A 17971-nucleotide genomic window follows, 5' to 3' on the forward strand; every position below is an offset into this window, starting at 1 on the left:
GATATCAGTAGTCTCAATTCATTACCAGCAGATATTTCCGCTATTCCAGTGCAGAAGCGGCTGTTATTAACTCTCAATTCCAGTAACTTAGTTGGCAATGTAGAGGGTTTGGCTTTTGGCCCCACACTACCAAACGGTCGCCTGTCAATCGTGATGGTTGTTGACAACAGGACTTACGCAACTGGCACAAGCAATGGTGAGCTTCGCGCACCGAGCGCCCAAAAACTACAGAGAAGACATAGCAATATCTGGACGTTTTAGTTGCTCAATTAAATAATTAGAAAGCAAATTGTGCTTGAGCTTGTAAATAGTTTGACCTGTTTGATAAGCTAAACTTTTCAGTCTTAGCCAAACTAACATAGCGCAAGCAATATGATTTCTTTGAAGACGGGCTTTACGGCATTGACATGATTCAATACCAGTTAGTTGCTTTATTTCTCGATGAAACTCCTCTATTTTCCAACGAATTTTACACACCTGTTGTGTAACATCCGTAGAACTTTGAGATAAATCGTTTGTTGCGACATAATCCGTCCTATCGGTAGAGATAGTAACCCGGAAAAGTTTCACTTTTTTCTCAGCAGGGAATCCTTTAATTTTTATGATTTTACCACATTTTAAATCTTCCTGACTCCATTCTAGAGATTCAATATTCTTATATTTTTCTCTACCAAAACTATCATCTACTAAACGATTAGTCTTTAAAGGACAATAATAAACTTTATCTAGACTATCGATATAAAGCATTAAATTATTGACCGCATACCAAGTATCCATTAAAACTGTATTGAAAGGTAGAATCTTTTGATATACAAGCCCTTGGAGCATATTTTTCACATGGTCAATCTTGCTGAAACCATCATTTTCTGGATTGAAAATTCGATAATCTATTACCCAGAAATTGAGAGTTTTAGGATTAACATATATGCAACTTACTATTCCTATCCCTCTAACAACACCATGTTCATTACCACTATACTGCCTTCGTACTATTTCTATTTCTTCAGAAAATCTTTTATCTAAAACTGTATCATCAAATATAATATAAGCATCCTCGTCAGTGACAATTAAATCTTTGACATTATCCCAAAGTAAACGAGGAGTTAATTTTTCATTTCTTAAATAATAATTAATTTTGTCATGACTAATATTTGACAAATGTTCTGCTAGATTAGTGATTGTATAGTTAATTTGACTGCTAAGTAAATATTGACAATAATTAAGTTTAGTAAATTTCATCACTAACCAACTTTTTGATGTACTTCTATCAATTTTCTCATAAAATTTTTAACAACAAGATACATCACTATTTATTGTTACTAATTCGAGTCAAACCAATCAAACACATTCTCGCTAAATCAATACCTATGTACTACTGGCTAGCGATCGCACTGTGCCAGTTGCGTAAGTCCTGGACAATAACTTCAACACAGCTACGCAAATATTAACCCTAAGTGCAGATGTCAATCCCATATCTGCGGCTGCCATCCAAAGTAATGGTAACACCAGCGTCACGGAAGGTGGTGCAACAGACACTTATACACTCGTCCTCACCAGTCAACCCACTGCTAACGTCACTGTCACTATTAATTCTGGTTCACAACTGACTACCAGTGCTACTCAGTTAGTTTTTACACCCCAAAACTGGAACATCGCCCAAACTGTCACAGTCACCGCCGTAGATGATAGCATAATTGAAGACAATTATGCAGTCACTATTCAACACACAGTTACTAGTTCCGACACTAACTATAATGGTATTAGCATTGATAGCATTACTGTTAATATTACTGATAACGATACTACTCAAAACACAACAAACTTAGAATTCACTAGAGGTACAGCCGGCGACGATGTGATTGATGGTGGTTTAGGTAACGATTACATCACGGGACTAGCTGGAAACGATGACCTTGACGGTGGTACAGGTAACGATTACATATTTGGTGGTGATGGAAACGACATCATCAAAGGTGGTTCTGATACCGGTTTTGATTCACTTTATGGTGGCAATGGTAATGATACTATCAATGGGGGCGATGGTAACGACATACTAGATGGTGGTACAGGTAATGATCGTCTAGTTGGTTGTGCAGGTGACGATATTTACACTGTTGATAGTGCTAACGACATAGTGGAAGAGAATGTCAATGAGGGTAAAGATCAAGTCAACTCTTTTATTAACTGGGAATTAGGAAATCATCTAGAAAATTTGACTTTGTTGGGTAGTAACCCCATTAACGGGACTGGTAATCAACTAGATAACCGGATTTTCGGTAACAACGCCATTAACATCTTAGAGGGTGGTGATGGTAATGACTGGTTAATTGGTAAAGGCGGTAATGATAACTTAATTGGTGGTAATGGAAATGACCGACTCAATGGTGATATTGGAAATGATCTTCTCGTCGGTGGAGACGGAAACGATATTTATGAAATAGACAGTATTGGGGATCAACTGATCGAAAATCCTAATCAGGGTATAGATATCGTTTTCTCACTAGTGGAGTTTACTCTAGGTGAGAACTTTGAGAATTTGACTTTAGTTGGCACTGCGAATATTAACGGTACTGGTAATGGTGTGAGTAATCGCTTGAGTGGTAATAGTGGCGATAATCTGCTTATGGGTAATGGTGGTGATGACTATATTTCTGGTGAGAGAGGGAATGATATTTTGGTTGGTGGTGCGGGAAGAGATATCTTAGTTGGTGATGCAGGTATAGATATTTTCGATTTAAAGGGAAGTTTAACTGATTTTGATACTATTCGGGATTTTCAATTAGGTGAGACTGTACGCTTGTCTGGTGCTGAGTTTGGGTTAAGTCAAGCTGGTACTTTAGATGCAGGTTTATTCCGTTTGGGAACTGCGGCGCAAGCTCAGAGCGATCGCTTCATCTACAATCAAACTACAGGCACACTTTTCTTTGATGCTGATGGAACTGAAGCTACTTCACAGGTGCAAATTGCTGTATTCTCCAATCGCGTGGCCTTAACTGCTGCTAGTTTTGTGGTCACTGATGTAATCTAGGTAGCAGGCATTGAAGATAGGGGGTAGGGATTGGTGAAAGTATATCATCGCTAGACTCAATAGTTACCACTTATAACTCGATTCAAAATCTTTCCCTGTACCCTACACCCACAACGTGTTAGAAAGTAGAAGACAAACCCCCTTTTTGCAACTGTACTAATTTTTGTTGTTTCTAAACCATAGATAAAGCACTATCAACTAGTTTTTTGAGTTTCAGATAAGCTTCTGGTGCTGTCAAACAATCTGTAGAGGAATTATCATTGTTAGGAATACAAAATTCCCAACTGTCTGGATAGTAACGTATGACAAAAGCCGGAATCAGTTTTAACTTTACGGCTTGTTTACCCAGTTCTTGGGTTTTTTCGGCTAAAGTCACTTCGTCATGAAATAAATAGTGATTCATAAAAATAACACCAATATCTTGATTCAGTTTGATTCATGTCAGGCGTTGATAGAGTTTTTACTTACTAACCATCACCATCAAAGCTGTTATACACAGAAATTATGAGGAAGTTGTGAGGAATGAAAAGATAATTCAAACTTCTCGATAATAATGCCTGTATTGACGCTGTAATAGTCTTTTTTTGGGTTTGGTTAAAGATATTTACGAGAAAAAATTATGCCTTATGTGGGTATTGTTGCTTAAACACATACACTAACAATTCTGTATCTATAGCCAGTAGTTTAGCAGTGTCTGTGGCAATTACCAAGAGAGTGCTGAGTAAAAAGTAAGATTAATCGCACCGACTAAACACCGCGCTACCGCTAACAGCACTACTGAATGTAATTGGGTCTGTATTTAGAGACAAATTTCGTGTTTACTCAAGTATGGAGATAATTGACTTTTGACCATCGAATTTTGACTTTTCCCCAGGGATTGATTATGCCAAAAGTAAGTTTAAACGGGATCGAATTGTTTTACGACAGCAAAGGTACGGGCGAACCCTTGTTATTAATTTCTGGTTTTTTGTGTGATCATACTTACTGGTCAGTGATCATGCCTGATTTGACTGCTCAATATCAGATAATTCGTATAGATAATCGGGGTGTAGGAAGGAGTTCTGCACCAGATAATCCTTATGGCTTACAACAATTAGCCCATGATGCAGCTGCGTTACTGGAACATTTGAACATTGATCAAGTACACGTTGCAGGTCATTCGATGGGGGGACAAATCGCCCAAGAACTAGCTCTGCTATATCCACAAAAGGTGAAAAGTCTAATATTACTCTCATCTCTGGCTAAGGGAGATGAGCGATTTAATCAGATTATCAGCACCTGGGGGGAACTCTTGCAGCGCATAGATACGAAGCTGTATCAACAAGTCGTATTACCCTGGATTTTCAGCGATAATTTTTACTCAGTGCCAGATATGGTCGAACAGCTCATTGAATGGGCTGTTCATTACCCTTTCTCTCCGCCAGTTCACAGTATTTATCACCATAGTCGAGCTATTCTTGGTGCGGATACTATCAATCGTCTACAAAATATTCTTTGCCCCACTCTCATATTAGTGGGCAAACAAGATATTCTCACCCCCCTAAAATTTTCTCAGCAATTATCCACAGGGATTCCCCAGGCTAGGTTATCAGTTATTGAAGGTGGTGGGCATGGTTTTATTATTGAATCACCCAGAATTGTGGCCAAAGAAATGCTCGACTTTCTAGCACAACCTAATTCAAAGCGTTAATACATTTTACAGCAAAATATGCAATATTTTCATCAATTTAATGCAGTTGATGCAACTAATAGGCTTCAGTAATACCTAATCAATGCGATGATAAATAAGTTCATAGTGTTGTTGTTTGTTTTTATCGGCGGATACTGCTGTCAATCCGCCTATTTATTTAAAAACTGGTAGAAACCCTGAAGTACCTAGTTGTATAATTATTAAAGTTTCACGATTTTACATATATATTTTGTTTTATAAAAACTTGTACCAATTTGAAAAGAGCATACAACAGATGGATTTATGAAAAGCTCACCATTCAACCAATCCAAAATCCCAAATCCAAAATCTCAAATTTAACGTGGTATTAGATTGGCAGGGTAATCATAAACTGCGTTCCCTTTCCAGGTGTGGACAAACAGTCGATTTTGCCGTTGTGTTTATCCACGATAATTTGGTAGCTGATAGCTAATCCTAAACCTGTTCCCTTACCTACAGGTTTAGTTGTAAAAGAAGGCTCAAAAATTCTCTCTTTTACCTCAACTGGCATACCCAAAGCATTATCAGCAATGCAGACTGTCACTGTTTGTTCTTCATGCTCAAACGATGTGGTAATCGTAATTGTGTTAGTTGTATCATGAGCTATATTCTGCTCCAAGCGATGTTGATGTAGTTCATCAAAGGCATCGATCGCATTGGCAATAATATTCATAAATACTTGGTTGAGTTGCCCAGGGTAACAACTTATGGGAGGTAAGTCACTATATTCTGCTACTACTTCAATTTTAGGGCGATTTCCTTGGTCTTTGAGTCGATGTTTCAACAACATCAAAGTGCTATCTAGGCCTTCGTGGATTTGAAACTCGACTTTGGAAGATATATCAGAACGCGCAAAAGTCCTCAGAGAACAACTGATGTCTTTTAAGCGCGTGATTCCTTGATCCATTGATGCTAGTAATTTCGGTAAATCCTCAACTATATACTCTAAATCTATTTCCTCAATTAACTCATCAATGTCGGCATCTGGATCAGGTAACTTTTGTTCATAGAGTTGTATTAGACGCAGCAAGTCTTGGACATACTGCTCAATATGAGTGCGATTACCCCCAAGAAAACCCACCGGATTATTAATCTCATGTCCAATACCCGCCACCAGTTGTCCCAAAGTGGACATTTTCTCACTTTGAATCAGTTGTAATTGAGTTTGTTGTAACTGTTGTACAGATTGGCTTAACTCAGATGTGCGCTCTTGTACTCGTTGTTCTAGGGTTTTAGTGAGATGAGAAATTTTCAAATGTAACTTTAAGCGTGCAATTACCTCTTCTTGTTGGAACGGTTTAGTAATATAGTCTACTGCTCCAATTTCCAGTCCTTTGACTTTATCTGTGGCATCAGATAAAGCAGTCATAAAAATAATGGGGATATTTTCAGTGATGGAATTAGCTTTGAGTCGTTGACAAGTTTCAAATCCATCAATACCAGGCATCATCACATCTAAGAGAATCAAGTCAGGATGAGCATATTCTGCTTGTGCGATCGCTGATTCCCCATCGGTGGCCATGAGTGCTTTCCAACCACATCCCTGAATCGCTTCTGACAGGACTTTGAGGTTATTAGGGTTGTCATCTACCAAAAGGATGTACATTGTCTGTGATAAATGATCAGTCATCATTGGCGTGACTCCGTAGTAACAAATGATTTAAGGAAATTACGTATTTTTGCGGTTTGGAAGTTGGCAGTCAGTTTTTTCAGTTCACTGACAAAAGTTTTCATCCGACTGTCTTGTTGGAGTAGTTCTTCTATGATTCCCTCAATTGCTGGTATATCTCCCATCATTGACAAATGATATAGTTGTTGCAACACATCCTCTGGTGGCAACACCATCTCAGTATCAGCTTGTTTTGGTGTGGGTGTAACTTGCACAAACTCTGCCTTCAATAGCGATCGCAAAGCGAGAAAGAGTTCATTCATTTGTAGAGGTTTGGGCAAAAATGCCGTTGCTCCGGCTTCTAAACTACGTTGGCGATGATCATCAAATACACTCGCACTAGCAACAATAATCGGAATCTTCTTGGTTTGGGGTTTCTCCTGTAAATGAACCATGAGTTCAAAGCCATCCATATTAGGCATAGCTAAATCCAGCAAAATCACATCTGGACAATGCTCATTGGCTAGGTGTAGTCCACGTTTACCGTCACTGGCTTCTAAGACACGACAACCAATATCTTGCAACAAGCTAGCTAACATATAGCGGTGATGTTCATCATCATCGACAATCAAAATCTGTGGTGCATTACCCTCAACACTGTTAAATTTCTGATTGCCGGGGGAAATGATCATAGGTTGCCAATCATGATCATCTGGTGCTGGTACGGTCAAATCCAACCAAAATAGGCTACCCTCACCCAAATTACTCTGCACTTGAATCTGACTGCCCATTAAGTTAGCAATTTTTTGACTAATTGCCAGTCCTAAACCAGTACCTTCAGACTTGCGCTTAATATCCCCCACTTGCTCAAAAGCCAAAAAGATTCTCTCTAATTGGTCTGGTGCCATGCCGATCCCAGTATCTTCAATTTGGAAGCGGATTTTGATCGTGGGGGATTGGGGATGGGAAGTTGTATTTTGCTCTTTTGGCTCCGAGTCCCCAGTCTCTAGTAACTCTACCCTGAAGGTGACACTACCGTTATCTGTAAACTTAATGGCGTTGCCTAATAAATTGATTAATACTTGCCGTAGGCGTTTTTCGTCAGTTTGAATTGCCACTGGTAAGCGATCGCTAATCAAAACTTTAAACGCAATTCCCTTTTGTTGAGCGCGGATGCTGCAAATTTCCGTAACACTATGTAAAAAGTTGGCTAAATGTACATTAGTCGCCTCTAAATCCAATCTCCGAGCTTCGATTTTAGACAGGTCGAGAATATCATTGATCAACATCAGTAAGTGTGTACCGCATTGATAGATAATGTTGACACCTTCTCGGTTTTTCTCTGTCAAATTGGGCGATCGCTCTAGAACCTGGGCAAAACCCAAGATGCCATTCAGTGGTGTGCGTAACTCATGGCTCATATTGGACAAAAACTCACTTTTGGCTTGGTTAGCAGCATCAGCAGCTTGCTTGGCTTCTAAGAGTTCGCGAGTGCGTTCTTGGACTTTTAATTCTAGAGTTTTGGAATAATCTAAAAGTTGACTATTGGCAATTTCTAATTGCTGATTTGTCGCTTCCAATTGCTGCTGTTTATAGGCGTTGGTTGAGGCAATAACACTACTAATAAATACAAATAAAGTGGGTGTCATTGGTATTAACACACCATGTAAAAACATTCCATAGCTACCCCCTAAAACTGCCCCAGTCATACATACAGTTGCCCAAAAGATTTTACCTCCGGGAATCCGTCGTTTAGTAGGCGCACTAGCTAACCACCAACTACCACCAGAACCAATTAAAGACCACAAAATAATCCAGGATGACGTAGCTATCCCAGAAATTCCCACTAGATTGGCGTGTCCTGTTCTGGCACCGCGCACTAATTGCAGCGCAATATTGGCATGAATTACTACCCCAGGTGTAGGTTTTTGCGCTGAAATCAAAGAAGAACTAAAGGGAGTGCTAAAAAAGTCATTGGTACTGGAAGCCGATGAACCAATAAATACCATGCGATCGCGCATCAAATTAGGCGCAACTTTGCCTGCTAACACATCGCGCATGGTGACGGTGTGAAATGCCGCCTCTGAACCATGCCAGTTGAGGAGAATTTGATAGCCTCCTAAATCATCATCGGCATAACCTGCCACTTGATTTGCTAGTGGTTGATAAATTTGTTTACCTAGTCGGAATATCTGCCGTTTTGCGTCAACGGCTTCCAAGGAGATGTTTTCCTTTTCCAGATACTTAAGAGCCACTACAGTCGCTAGTCCTGGTTTAATTTTGTGATCGTCTTGGGCATCAACCGCCGTCAACAAGGCGCGACGCACAAAGCGATCGCCATCCAAAACTAAATCAGCTATTCCTACTTGGTTATTTTTTTTCAGTTCTGGCGGCGGATTGACACGTTCACCAGTAATTTTCTCTACACCAATCAAGTTGGGAGTTGTGCGAAAAACCTCCACAAGTTGTGCATGACCACTACCTTCTGGTAAATCCCGATATAAATCTAATCCGATGGCGCGGGGTTGTTGCGCTCGGATTTTGGAAATTAATTCTGCTAGAGAATGATCGGGAATCGGCCATTTACCAACTGATTGGATATCTTGTTCATCAATAGTGACAACTACAATTTCCTGGGCAATTTCACCAGATGATTGCTGACGCATCCACTGATCACGCATTTTCCATTCCAGGAAATTAAAAAATCCCCAGGATTGTCCAACAATCACAGCTAGAGCAACCGTGGGGGTAATAATCAAAACACTACGAGTCCGTCGAATGAAGTTATAGAATCTGTGCGACATATTTGCACTACACAGTTGTTATAGATATTGATAAATGTTGGTGGAATCAGACTCCACCAACATTGAGGTCTAATTGCTGGAGCAATTTAGTTAGCAGCTACTAAAACAGGAGCTTTCACAATCTCTTTTAAGCTCACGGAAGAGAGCAATTCTTCCCATTGCTTAGTCAGAGCCACATTGGTATTTTGCTGGCTGTACAATCCGGCGAGTGTATTGACACAGTCATACCAAACACCATGTTTTCCAAATGCTGCTGCCCGTTTCAGAGGATCTTTTTCCTGCATCGCTGTGGCTAATTCAGCACTAGGTTGGATACGCTGAATCCAACCATCAACATAAGGTGTGCTGGGGCTGAGTTGCCCATCAACTTTGACAGCCAAGAACCATTGGTAGTTTTTCCCAACAGCTAAAGTTGGTGCTTCTGCGGGTAATTTAATTCCCACTATTCCAGATTTTCCATCAATGGAAATAGTCGTTTGATACTGTGTATTACCTTGTTCATCTTTCAGGCTAAACACAGCTTCCTTAGCATCAGAAGCAGGGATATGAACCAGAATTGTGGGACGCTCTGATACTGTTGTACCGTAGAAGTTTTGGGGTAGGAGTGCAATTAAGGCGGCAGGGCCTGTTGAACTCACGGTTGAGGGATTTAAGTAGTAAGTACCAACGCGTGATGCTCCCCCACTTGCTTGTCTGGGTGTGCCTTTCCCATCCACAGGTGTAAATAGCTCACCTCTAGAAGCACCGCCTGTTGCTTGTCTGGGTGTGCCTTTACCAGCTACAGGTGTGAACAGATTGCCTCTGGAAGCACCGCCTGTTGTTTGTCTGGGTGTGCCTTTTCCGTCCACAGGTGTGAATAGATTACCTCTAGAAGCACCGCCTGTTGTTTGTCTAGGCGCACCTTTACTAGCTACAGGTGTGAATAGATTGCCTCTGGAAGCACCGCCTGTTGTTTGTTTGGGCGCGCCCTTCCCCGGTACAGGGTTAAAGAAGTTACCACGAGAAGCCCCCCCTGTAGATTGTCTGGGAGCATTATTAGTGCTTGGTGGTGTGAAGGTCACAGCATAGACACTGCTCCATGTACCACTAGCTAGCAAAGCGATGACGCTCAAGGCACTAGCTAAACCTCGAAATTTCATGATTATCAGCCTCTCTAGATGAAATGAGATATGGAAATTGATCTGATTGTGGGGAAGAAGCTTAAACAATCTATTGCGCCAACATTGAAAGCGATCAATGGCTACTAGCAATATAAACTACTTTGGCAGCAATGTTGTAAAATTTTCTGCAAGATATTCCCAATAGCCTAAGTGTAATTACACAAGTTAACTCCAATTACCGACTAGTACAAATGCTGACCAAAAGAAAGGCTCACGGAAGTCAGTTTGTCGAATCAAATTGATTTGGGCTTGTCGTAAGGCTTCGGCTTTTGTCAGTTGGGAATTATTCAGATAGTCATAAAAGCGTGTCATGAGCATTTCTGCGGCTTTGTCTTTGACTGGCCAAAGAGTGGCGATGGTTGAGCGCGCACCGGATTTGATGGCTAAACCTGCTAGTCCTAAAACGGCGCGATCATCCCCAGTTGCGGTATCACAGGCACTCAATACCAGTAATTCGATCGCTTTTGATGAATTACCACTGCGATTTTTCAGGAGTTCGGATAATTCCTGCACACTGACTCTTCCATCCCAAGTGAGTAAGAAAGTATCTTCCAAACGAGAGCTAAATTGTCCGTGAGTAGCTAGGTGAACAACATTAGCCCCACTAGATTTGACACGATCAGCAAGGGCTTGATTGGTAAATTTTTGATTCAGTAAAGTTGCTGAGGCTACTGTTTTGGAAATGTGTTTGACTTCCGATTCCACCGCAGGTAAAGCACTAAAACCATGACGTGATTGACTAATACCACCAACAATGGCATCAATATGAGATTGCTGGAGGGATTGGGCAGCCATAAGTTGCAATCCTGGTGATAGGGCGACAGCATATTTTTCGATCAGATATTGTTGACCGTCAAATAGTGCCGCGATGGGGATGTTTCGCAACTTACCATCCAAAACAAACACCAATGTCTTGGTATCTTTCAGAGCCTGTGCTTGTTGTGCAGGGCGAATCAACCAATCATATATTTGTTGGGATAAACGCTCCCGGTCTTGGGAGTTGGAAACTGGGTTGAGGGCGACGAGGAAATTGTCGAGTGTCTGCTCAATTTCCGCTTGAGATTTGCGAGTTGCATAGTAACGTAAAGGTTGCCCTGCCTGGGAGAGAATCACCGCTAGGCGATCCGGGAGGATAATGGGATAAATTACCGTGGCGGTGGGGTCAACTTGGTCAATTTGCTGGGCTTTATCTAAACAAGCTTCGCGGAAAAAGTTATCTAGTTCGGCGATTTGCAGTGATTCAATTAATTCTCTCGCTTGTGTTAATTCTTTTTGGTTGGGTTGTTCATCTAGTAGTAAACCCACTAGTTCCCGATAGACTGGTTCGACACTTTCACGGAAAGAAAACTGCACATCGGGATTTACTGCCGCCATATCGCCGCGCAGTGCTTTTAATGACTTCACAGCTTCAGTATAGGCGGCAATTGCGGCTGGGCGATCGCCTTGTTGCTGATACAACTGTCCTACCTGCCATGCTGATTGAGCAATGATATCGTCGGCGGCGATTTGTCTGGCAATATGCAGGGATTGTTGAGCTAGGGTCTGAGCCTCTGACCATTGTTTGGTACGACTGTAGAGTTGTCCCCACTGATACAAGGCGTAAGCTTGTGCGGGAGCATCCTCTAGTTTTTGGGCAGATTTTACTGTCGCAGCCATGAGTTTAGCGGCATCTTGACGAGGTAAAACTTGCTCGGAGTTTTCTAGTCGATTTAAAGTGGCAACAAAATTAATTGCTGCATACAAGGAACTGTGACTAGGTGGTAATTCTGACAACTGTTGGTATAGTTGCGGAGCCACAGGGATGGCATAATCTAGTTTGTCGTAATCTACCAACAATTTGAACCGAGCTAAATTCGCTTGTAGAGCCTCATTCGGATTGGTAGCGGCAGCTTGTGCATCTTCAAAGTAATTGAGTGCGGATTCTGGGTCTTGGAAGTCTGAAGCGACTTTACCTAAACTGGAGAGGATAGAACTTAGTTCGGTTTTAGCCCCAGTTTTTTGAGCTGTGGCTAAACTCTGCTCTAAAACAATTTGGCTTTTTTGATCACCAATGGCGTGTAGAGCTAAACCCAGCGATCGCAATCCACTGACTTTAATTTCTGAATCTGGCATGGCTGCTAGCTTTTGGGTTAAAGCCTCTAGTTGTTGTTGCGATCGGCGATAAAATCCCAAACTTTGTAAAGCTTGTGCCTGGTTGATTTGAGTACCTAAACTGCCTATTTGATCGCCTGCTTGTTCATAATATTTTTGTGCTTGCTGCCAACTGGTTAAGGCTGTTTCTGCTTTGCCTGTGCGTAACTGTAAATTGGCTTGAGTATTGAGAACCTGCGCCCAAACAATGGCATCAGCAGGAATCGTCTGCAAAATTTTCAGGCTTTGCTGACTCGACTGTTGAGCTGCTTCCCACTGGTTGAGTTCTTGTTGGACTAGTGAAAGATAACTGAGACTCAAAGCTTCGTTTAGGCGATCGCCTTGACCATGATAATACTGTACAGATGCTTGCCATGCTGTTGCTGCTTCTGTAAACCGTCCTGAACGGTAGAGGTTTCTTCCCTGTTCTAACCAATTACCATTCTCAGATGTAATTGCTTTTGCGTTGTATGTAGAAGCATAAGTTGTGGCTGCTGGCATAGATGATCTAGCAGGTGCAACCACTAAAAATAGGCTCACAATACTCAAGCAAATATAAAAAAAAGCACGTTTTTTGAGGTAGAAAACCATAAAAGTTACTGATAAATTCCATATTTTTCTGACTTTCATAACACCATAACTACAAGTATTAGCTTTGATGTTTGACATCGAGGCAATATAAAACTAAACCCCAAACCCTTGACTTTGTTGAGGTTGACACCCAACAACTAGGAATGGTATTGGATTTCTATATGTGCAGAAATCAATATATTTATATTGCCCAAGTATAGATTTGAAATAACGTCTGATATGAATTAAGTTTTGAAAGTATTGTAAATTTGTGAATTAGTAGAAATGCGGAAGTATTTTTAGTTAAGAATACGGAAGAGAATTTGAGATTTGAGATTAAGCAATTAAATCCTCAAAAAAATTGAAAGGGTAATCATCAAAACCCTTTCAATGCAGCACGCTGCGCGCTAGCGTTGCTATATTTCATCTAGATAAAACGTAGCTTCCAGGCGGCGATCGCTAAAGCACCCCAGGCTAAGATAAAGGCGACTCCGCCAAAGGGTGTAATTGCACCGAAGATTTTAATTCCAGTCAGGCTCAAAGCGTACAAGCTACCAGAAAAAATAACTGTACCAAGAATCAACAGCCAACCGCTAGCTATCAAAGTAGTTGGTGGTGATGATGTCCGACTGATGAGGACTGCTACTAGCAACAAAGCCAGAGCATGATACATTTGATAACGCGCACCCACATCAAAAATTTCTAGCGATCGCTCGCTAACTTTTTCTCTCAGCGCATGGGAAGCGAAAGCACCAGCAGCCACTGACAAACCACCAAAAATGGCAGCTATACACACAAAAATCTGTGTCAAGTTGCTTTGAAAGGAATTAGTCATTAGTTGTTAGTCAATAGTCATTAGTCAATAGTCAATAGTCATTAGTTTTAGTCCCTATTCCCTGTTCCCTGTTCCTCCGAAGTTCTGAGCGGAGGTTTCCTCCGCTCAGACTTCTCTCTGTTCCCTGTTCCCTGTTTCCTATCTAGATATCAAAATAATATGATACTGAGCCTTCTTCGCTGACTTTAAAATTCGCGTTGAATTCTTGAGCTTTTTCGTCTAAAAATTTTCTCGCTGTCGTTGCAGGGAGTTGTGACTGCATCGCGAAGCCTAAAACGGTGATGCGTCCATCATTTTGTTGAATCATGTTATAAAAAGTAGATTGTAGGCGATCGCTCACTTGTTGTTGAAGGACTTTTCTCTCGTTTCTACTTTCCTGATATAGTCCCCAAGCTAGCCATGAACCTAAAATCACGGTGGGTAAACCAAAAATTAAACCTTGTGTGGCAGTGGCGTTTAATAAAGATGCTCTTTCTCTATTGAAATATTCACGCACCAACTCCTCATTTTCGCCTGGGGAAATGGGTTTGAACATGGAATTCCTTTCCACTACCGCAGAGACAGAGGAGATTAAAAACGTGAATCCAAGTGTGATGAGCCAACCAGCAGCTAGCTTTTCAGCAGTCTTCATAATTCCACTGTAGATTTAAACCTTGTCTAGTGATTTTAACCTCACTGTCGGGAAAATGGGGAGAAATAATAAGGTAAAAGGCAAAAGGCAAAAGGTGAGCCACTGCGTTGGTGTTAGCGTAGCGTTAGCGACGTAGGAGCGTCGGCAGTGCGGTCTTGGGGGTTTCCCCCATGAGCAACTACCGTGCATAGTTTCCCGGCTTAAAGCAAGTGGGGAACCCGAAGGGCAAAGAATCTTTTACCTTTTACCTTTTTACTTTTTACTTTTACCCTTTGCCTTGTTTATCAGCCGGTGTACCATTCTGGTGTCAAGGGATTAGCGACGGGGGTTTCAGTGGCTCTAGTACCGTCCATAATCCAAATTTTGTCTGTACCGGTTGTTTGATCACGCCAGTAGAGGTCTGTCTTACCATCACCGTTGTAATCACCAAGGTATGGAGAAACGGCTGCACTATTGCTGGGAAGGAAGGCTTCACTGCTAACGGCTGTACCATCCATTAACCAAGCTGTGTTTTCGCCTGTGGTTTGATTGTGCCAGAAGATGTCTGTCTTGCCATCACCGTTGAAGTCGCCAATGTTGGCTGACCAGGATGAGTCAAGGGTGTTGACAGTTCCTTCGGTGACGAAGATACCGTTCATTGTCCAAATCTTGTTCTCGCCGGTGGCGGTGTTGCGCCAGAGGATATCAGTTCTAAAGTCACCGTTGAAGTCTCCCAAGGTGTAAGACCAAGATGAATCTTGGGCTTGGAGATCATATTTCGTGGATTGAGAACCATCCATGAACCAGACGCTATTTTCGCCTGTGGTAGTGTTACGCCAGAAAAGATCACTCTTACCGTTACCGTCGAAGTCAACGATAGTGGGAGTTAAACCTACAGCTGTTGTGTCTAGAACATTAGCACTGGTAACTGTTGTGCCATCCATTGTCCAAATAGCGTTCTGGCCACTGGTGCCATTATGCCAGTAGATATCTGTTTTGCGATCGCCGTTGAAGTCGCCAATGCTAGCTGTCCAACCTGCATCAACTTTTTCTAGATAGACGAAGTTAGAGACTCTTGTCCCATCCATCAGTGCGATCGCATTTTCACCTGTGGAGTTATTACGCAACAAGAAGTCTGTTTTGTTATCGTTGTTGAAATCAGCAATCTTATAACTCCAAGTGGTCAAATCATATTGACCAAGAGAAGCTTCTTGTAAGGTTGTCGCACCATCCATGAGACGGACTAAAATCTCACCTGTTTGAGTATTTACCCAAACTCTATCGGCTTTACCGTCACCGTTAAAGTCGGGAGTAATTGCAGCACTAGTTAGGTAAGGATTGGGATTTGGGTTAGCACTGTTAGTGGGGGATATGATGCTTCCTAAATCTGACTCTACGGAAGAATAACTAGCAGAGCTACTTGGTAATGCAATATTAAAATCCGACTGAGTTTGAGAAGAAGACAGGAGGCTTTGTGACTTTGCCAAAGATATATCAAACGCGCTATCTTGTTCGCTCGGCATAGTATGTTTTTATGACTGTTTGCTATTCAAGTTTTAACTCCTGAGCTAGAGATAATTCTGTTGCCAAATAACATTTTTTGAGAAAATTTTTAATTGTAAATAACATTTATATTTTATAAAAATCATCGTTTGAGAACATATTGATCAATACATGACTTTTCTATTAAAAGAAGAGTTTTATTTGAACAAAAATCATGTAAATTCCTCTTTGATGTCACGCTTTACAAATAAAATAAATGAATTATGTATATTGTTATAACAGAAAAATCACGAAAAATGTATCGAGTTTCTAATTGCCAAATTATTATGTTAGTAATGTTTGATGAAATCAACACAATCCTGATAAATGTTTTCTTGTTACTTTATTTTTTCAAATAAACTGTTTACGACAAACAGAAAATCTTTATTTGATAAATTGCTCAAAAAGTGATAGTGATATTGTCAAAAACCCAAACTGCTTCAAGAATTCGAGAAACAAATTATTTTGAAAGTGGGAGTATGAGTAAAATGTCTACCTGGGTTTTGGCAAAGGTACTGAAGGTAAAGTCAAGATTAGTTAGAATAACTTCAATTAGCAACTATTAACCGTAGTTGTTAAAAGTGTAATAATATACAATAAATCGCAAATAGATTTCACCTATGCAATTAGAATATCGGCAGCGTCGTGAACAGTTAATGAGCAAAATTGGTAATGGTACAGCTATTTTCCGTAGTGCGCCAATGGCAGTTATGCACAACGATGTCGAATACAATTACCGTCAAGATAGTGATTTTTTTTACTTAACTGGCTTTAATGAACCAGAAGCAGTAGCAGTGTTAGCACCTCATCATCAAGAACATCGCTTTGTGTTGTTTGTGCAACCCAAGGAGAGAGAAAAAGAAGTTTGGACTGGTTATCGTTGTGGTGTAGAAGCAGCTAAAGAACTATATGGTGCGGATGAAGCTTACCCCATCACCGAACTAGATGAGAAATTAACCCAATATTTAGAAAAAGCCGATCGCATTTATTATCATTTGGGACGCGATCGCCACTTTAACGATAAAATCCTCAATCATTACCAAAATTTGCTGCGGACTTATCCCCGACGGGGAACAGGGCCAACTGCTATTGAAGACACTGGTACAATTCTGCATAGCATGAGATTAATCAAAAGCGAAGCAGAATTAGAAATGATGCGTCAAGCAGCTGCGATCGCTATTGAAGCACATAATCAAGCAATGGCGATCGCTAAACCTGGGCGTTATGAGTATGAAATTCAAGCCGAGATAGAACGCATATTTCGCCTGCGGGGTGGGATGGGGCCTGCTTATCCTTCCATTGTGGCTTCTGGTGTGAATGCCTGTGTCTTACATTACATTGAAAATAATCGTCAGATGCAAGAAAATGACCTGTTACTGATTGATGCAGGTTGTGCTTATGGTTATTACAACTCTGATATCACCAGAACATTTCCGGTAGGTGGTAAATTTACACCAGAGCAGAAGGCATTATATGAGATAGTTTTAGCAGCCCAAAAACAAGCGATCGCCAAAGTCCAACCTGGTAATACTTTTAGCTCCGTTCATGATGCTGCTGTGCGTGTTTTAACGGAAGGATTGGTGGAATTAGGTATTCTCAAGGGTGAAGTGGATAAACTAATTGAAGAAGAGAAATACAAACCATACTATATGCACCGTACCAGCCACTGGCTTGGTTTAGATGTCCATGATGTGGGTGTTTACCAACATGGCGAAGATAAACCGCAGATTTTGCAACCTGGGCAGGTTTTGACAGTAGAACCAGGGATTTATATAGTACCAGACACCAAACTCGCCGAAGACCAACCACAAACAGATCCACGATGGATAGGTATTGGAATTCGCATTGAAGATGATGTGTTAGTCACACCCACAGGACATGAAGTGCTAACAGACGGTGTTCCTAAAGCAGTAGAAGACGTGGAAAGGATTAAATAATTCAGGGAATTGGGAATTGGGCATGGGAAATTGGGCAT

Annotated in this window: 14 protein-coding genes; 4 read left to right on the forward strand and 10 right to left on the reverse strand. The window is 41.1% G+C overall.

What is annotated here, in order from left to right:
• The first annotated feature begins 3 nt into the window (after positions 1–3).
• A complete protein-coding gene (locus tag ACQFX9_RS14700) occupies positions 4–261 on the forward strand; it encodes an esterase-like activity of phytase family protein (protein WP_427162891.1) in 258 nt (85 codons plus the stop codon).
• Here ACQFX9_RS14700 and ACQFX9_RS14705 read toward each other — a convergent pair.
• Positions 226–1239: an IS701 family transposase gene (locus ACQFX9_RS14705; RefSeq protein ID WP_427156835.1), complete on the reverse strand. Its 1014-nt coding sequence runs from the start codon at positions 1237–1239 to the stop codon at positions 226–228. The genes ACQFX9_RS14700 and ACQFX9_RS14705 overlap by 36 nt on opposite strands.
• A gap of 126 nt (positions 1240–1365) precedes the next feature.
• Positions 1366–1536, reverse strand: coding sequence for a hypothetical protein (locus ACQFX9_RS14710; RefSeq protein WP_427162676.1), 171 nt, complete (start codon positions 1534–1536; stop codon positions 1366–1368).
• A gap of 319 nt (positions 1537–1855) precedes the next feature.
• Here ACQFX9_RS14710 and ACQFX9_RS14715 point away from each other — a divergent pair, with 319 nt between their 5' ends.
• Positions 1856–3028, forward strand: a complete 1173-nt coding sequence (locus ACQFX9_RS14715; RefSeq protein ID WP_427162677.1) for a calcium-binding protein — start codon at positions 1856–1858, stop codon at positions 3026–3028.
• A gap of 172 nt (positions 3029–3200) precedes the next feature.
• Here the strand turns inward: ACQFX9_RS14715 and ACQFX9_RS14720 are convergent, their stop codons facing one another.
• Complete coding sequence (locus ACQFX9_RS14720) at positions 3201–3431, reverse strand: hypothetical protein (RefSeq protein ID WP_427162678.1); 231 nt, start codon at positions 3429–3431, stop codon at positions 3201–3203.
• Between the two features lie 480 nt (positions 3432–3911).
• Between ACQFX9_RS14720 and ACQFX9_RS14725 the strand changes: the two genes are divergently transcribed.
• Entirely contained in the window at positions 3912–4718 is an 807-nt protein-coding gene (locus ACQFX9_RS14725) for an alpha/beta fold hydrolase (RefSeq protein WP_427162679.1), read from the forward strand.
• A gap of 346 nt (positions 4719–5064) precedes the next feature.
• Here ACQFX9_RS14725 and ACQFX9_RS14730 read toward each other — a convergent pair whose 3' ends face one another.
• The 7 genes from ACQFX9_RS14730 to ACQFX9_RS14760 form a co-directional block, all read right to left on the reverse strand.
• Complete coding sequence (locus tag ACQFX9_RS14730; protein WP_427162892.1) at positions 5065–6366, reverse strand: hybrid sensor histidine kinase/response regulator; 1302 nt, start codon at positions 6364–6366, stop codon at positions 5065–5067.
• Positions 6366–9149, reverse strand: a complete 2784-nt coding sequence (locus ACQFX9_RS14735; protein WP_427162680.1) for a CHASE2 domain-containing protein — start codon at positions 9147–9149, stop codon at positions 6366–6368. Before ACQFX9_RS14735 ends, ACQFX9_RS14730 begins: the two co-directional genes overlap by 1 nt.
• Positions 9150–9235: 86 nt before the next feature.
• Positions 9236–10288, reverse strand: a complete 1053-nt coding sequence (locus ACQFX9_RS14740) for a DUF928 domain-containing protein (RefSeq protein ID WP_427162681.1) — start codon at positions 10286–10288, stop codon at positions 9236–9238.
• A 186-nt stretch (positions 10289–10474) separates the two neighbouring features.
• Positions 10475–13030: a CHAT domain-containing protein gene (locus ACQFX9_RS14745; RefSeq protein ID WP_427162893.1), complete on the reverse strand. Its 2556-nt coding sequence runs from the start codon at positions 13028–13030 to the stop codon at positions 10475–10477.
• A gap of 406 nt (positions 13031–13436) precedes the next feature.
• On the reverse strand, positions 13437–13820 hold the full coding sequence (locus ACQFX9_RS14750; protein ID WP_236143044.1) for a DUF423 domain-containing protein: 384 nt from the start codon (positions 13818–13820) through the stop codon (positions 13437–13439).
• 166 nt (positions 13821–13986) lie between these two features.
• Positions 13987–14475 (reverse strand): hypothetical protein, encoded by a 489-nt coding sequence (locus ACQFX9_RS14755; RefSeq protein WP_427162682.1) that lies wholly within the window; start codon positions 14473–14475, stop codon positions 13987–13989.
• 284 nt (positions 14476–14759) lie between these two features.
• Entirely contained in the window at positions 14760–15977 is a 1218-nt protein-coding gene (locus tag ACQFX9_RS14760) for an FG-GAP repeat domain-containing protein (RefSeq protein ID WP_427162683.1), read from the reverse strand.
• Between the two features lie 639 nt (positions 15978–16616).
• Between ACQFX9_RS14760 and ACQFX9_RS14765 the strand changes: the two genes are divergently transcribed.
• Positions 16617–17933, forward strand: coding sequence for an aminopeptidase P N-terminal domain-containing protein (locus tag ACQFX9_RS14765; protein ID WP_427162684.1), 1317 nt, complete (start codon positions 16617–16619; stop codon positions 17931–17933).
• Positions 17934–17971 lie beyond the last annotated feature (38 nt).

The sequence above is a fragment of the Aliinostoc sp. HNIBRCY26 genome, assembly GCF_050235535.1.
Classification (GTDB): Bacteria; Cyanobacteriota; Cyanobacteriia; order Cyanobacteriales; family Nostocaceae; genus Trichormus.

Coding starts and splice junctions, on each gene's coding strand:
- ACQFX9_RS14755 (WP_427162682.1), bottom strand. CDS start 14,475: ATGAAGACTGCTGAAAAGCTAGCTGCTGGTTGGCTCATCACACTTGGA.
- ACQFX9_RS14730 (WP_427162892.1), bottom strand. CDS start 6,366: ATGACTGATCATTTATCACAGACAATGTACATCCTTTTGGTAGATGAC.
- ACQFX9_RS14765 (WP_427162684.1), top strand. CDS start 16,617: ATGCAATTAGAATATCGGCAGCGTCGTGAACAGTTAATGAGCAAAATT.
- ACQFX9_RS14720 (WP_427162678.1), bottom strand. CDS start 3,431: ATGAATCACTATTTATTTCATGACGAAGTGACTTTAGCCGAAAAAACC.
- ACQFX9_RS14760 (WP_427162683.1), bottom strand. CDS start 15,977: ATGCCGAGCGAACAAGATAGCGCGTTTGATATATCTTTGGCAAAGTCA.
- ACQFX9_RS14705 (WP_427156835.1), bottom strand. CDS start 1,239: ATGAAATTTACTAAACTTAATTATTGTCAATATTTACTTAGCAGTCAA.
- ACQFX9_RS14735 (WP_427162680.1), bottom strand. CDS start 9,149: ATGTCGCACAGATTCTATAACTTCATTCGACGGACTCGTAGTGTTTTG.
- ACQFX9_RS14745 (WP_427162893.1), bottom strand. CDS start 13,030: ATGGTTTTCTACCTCAAAAAACGTGCTTTTTTTTATATTTGCTTGAGT.
- ACQFX9_RS14725 (WP_427162679.1), top strand. CDS start 3,912: ATGCCAAAAGTAAGTTTAAACGGGATCGAATTGTTTTACGACAGCAAA.
- ACQFX9_RS14740 (WP_427162681.1), bottom strand. CDS start 10,288: ATGAAATTTCGAGGTTTAGCTAGTGCCTTGAGCGTCATCGCTTTGCTA.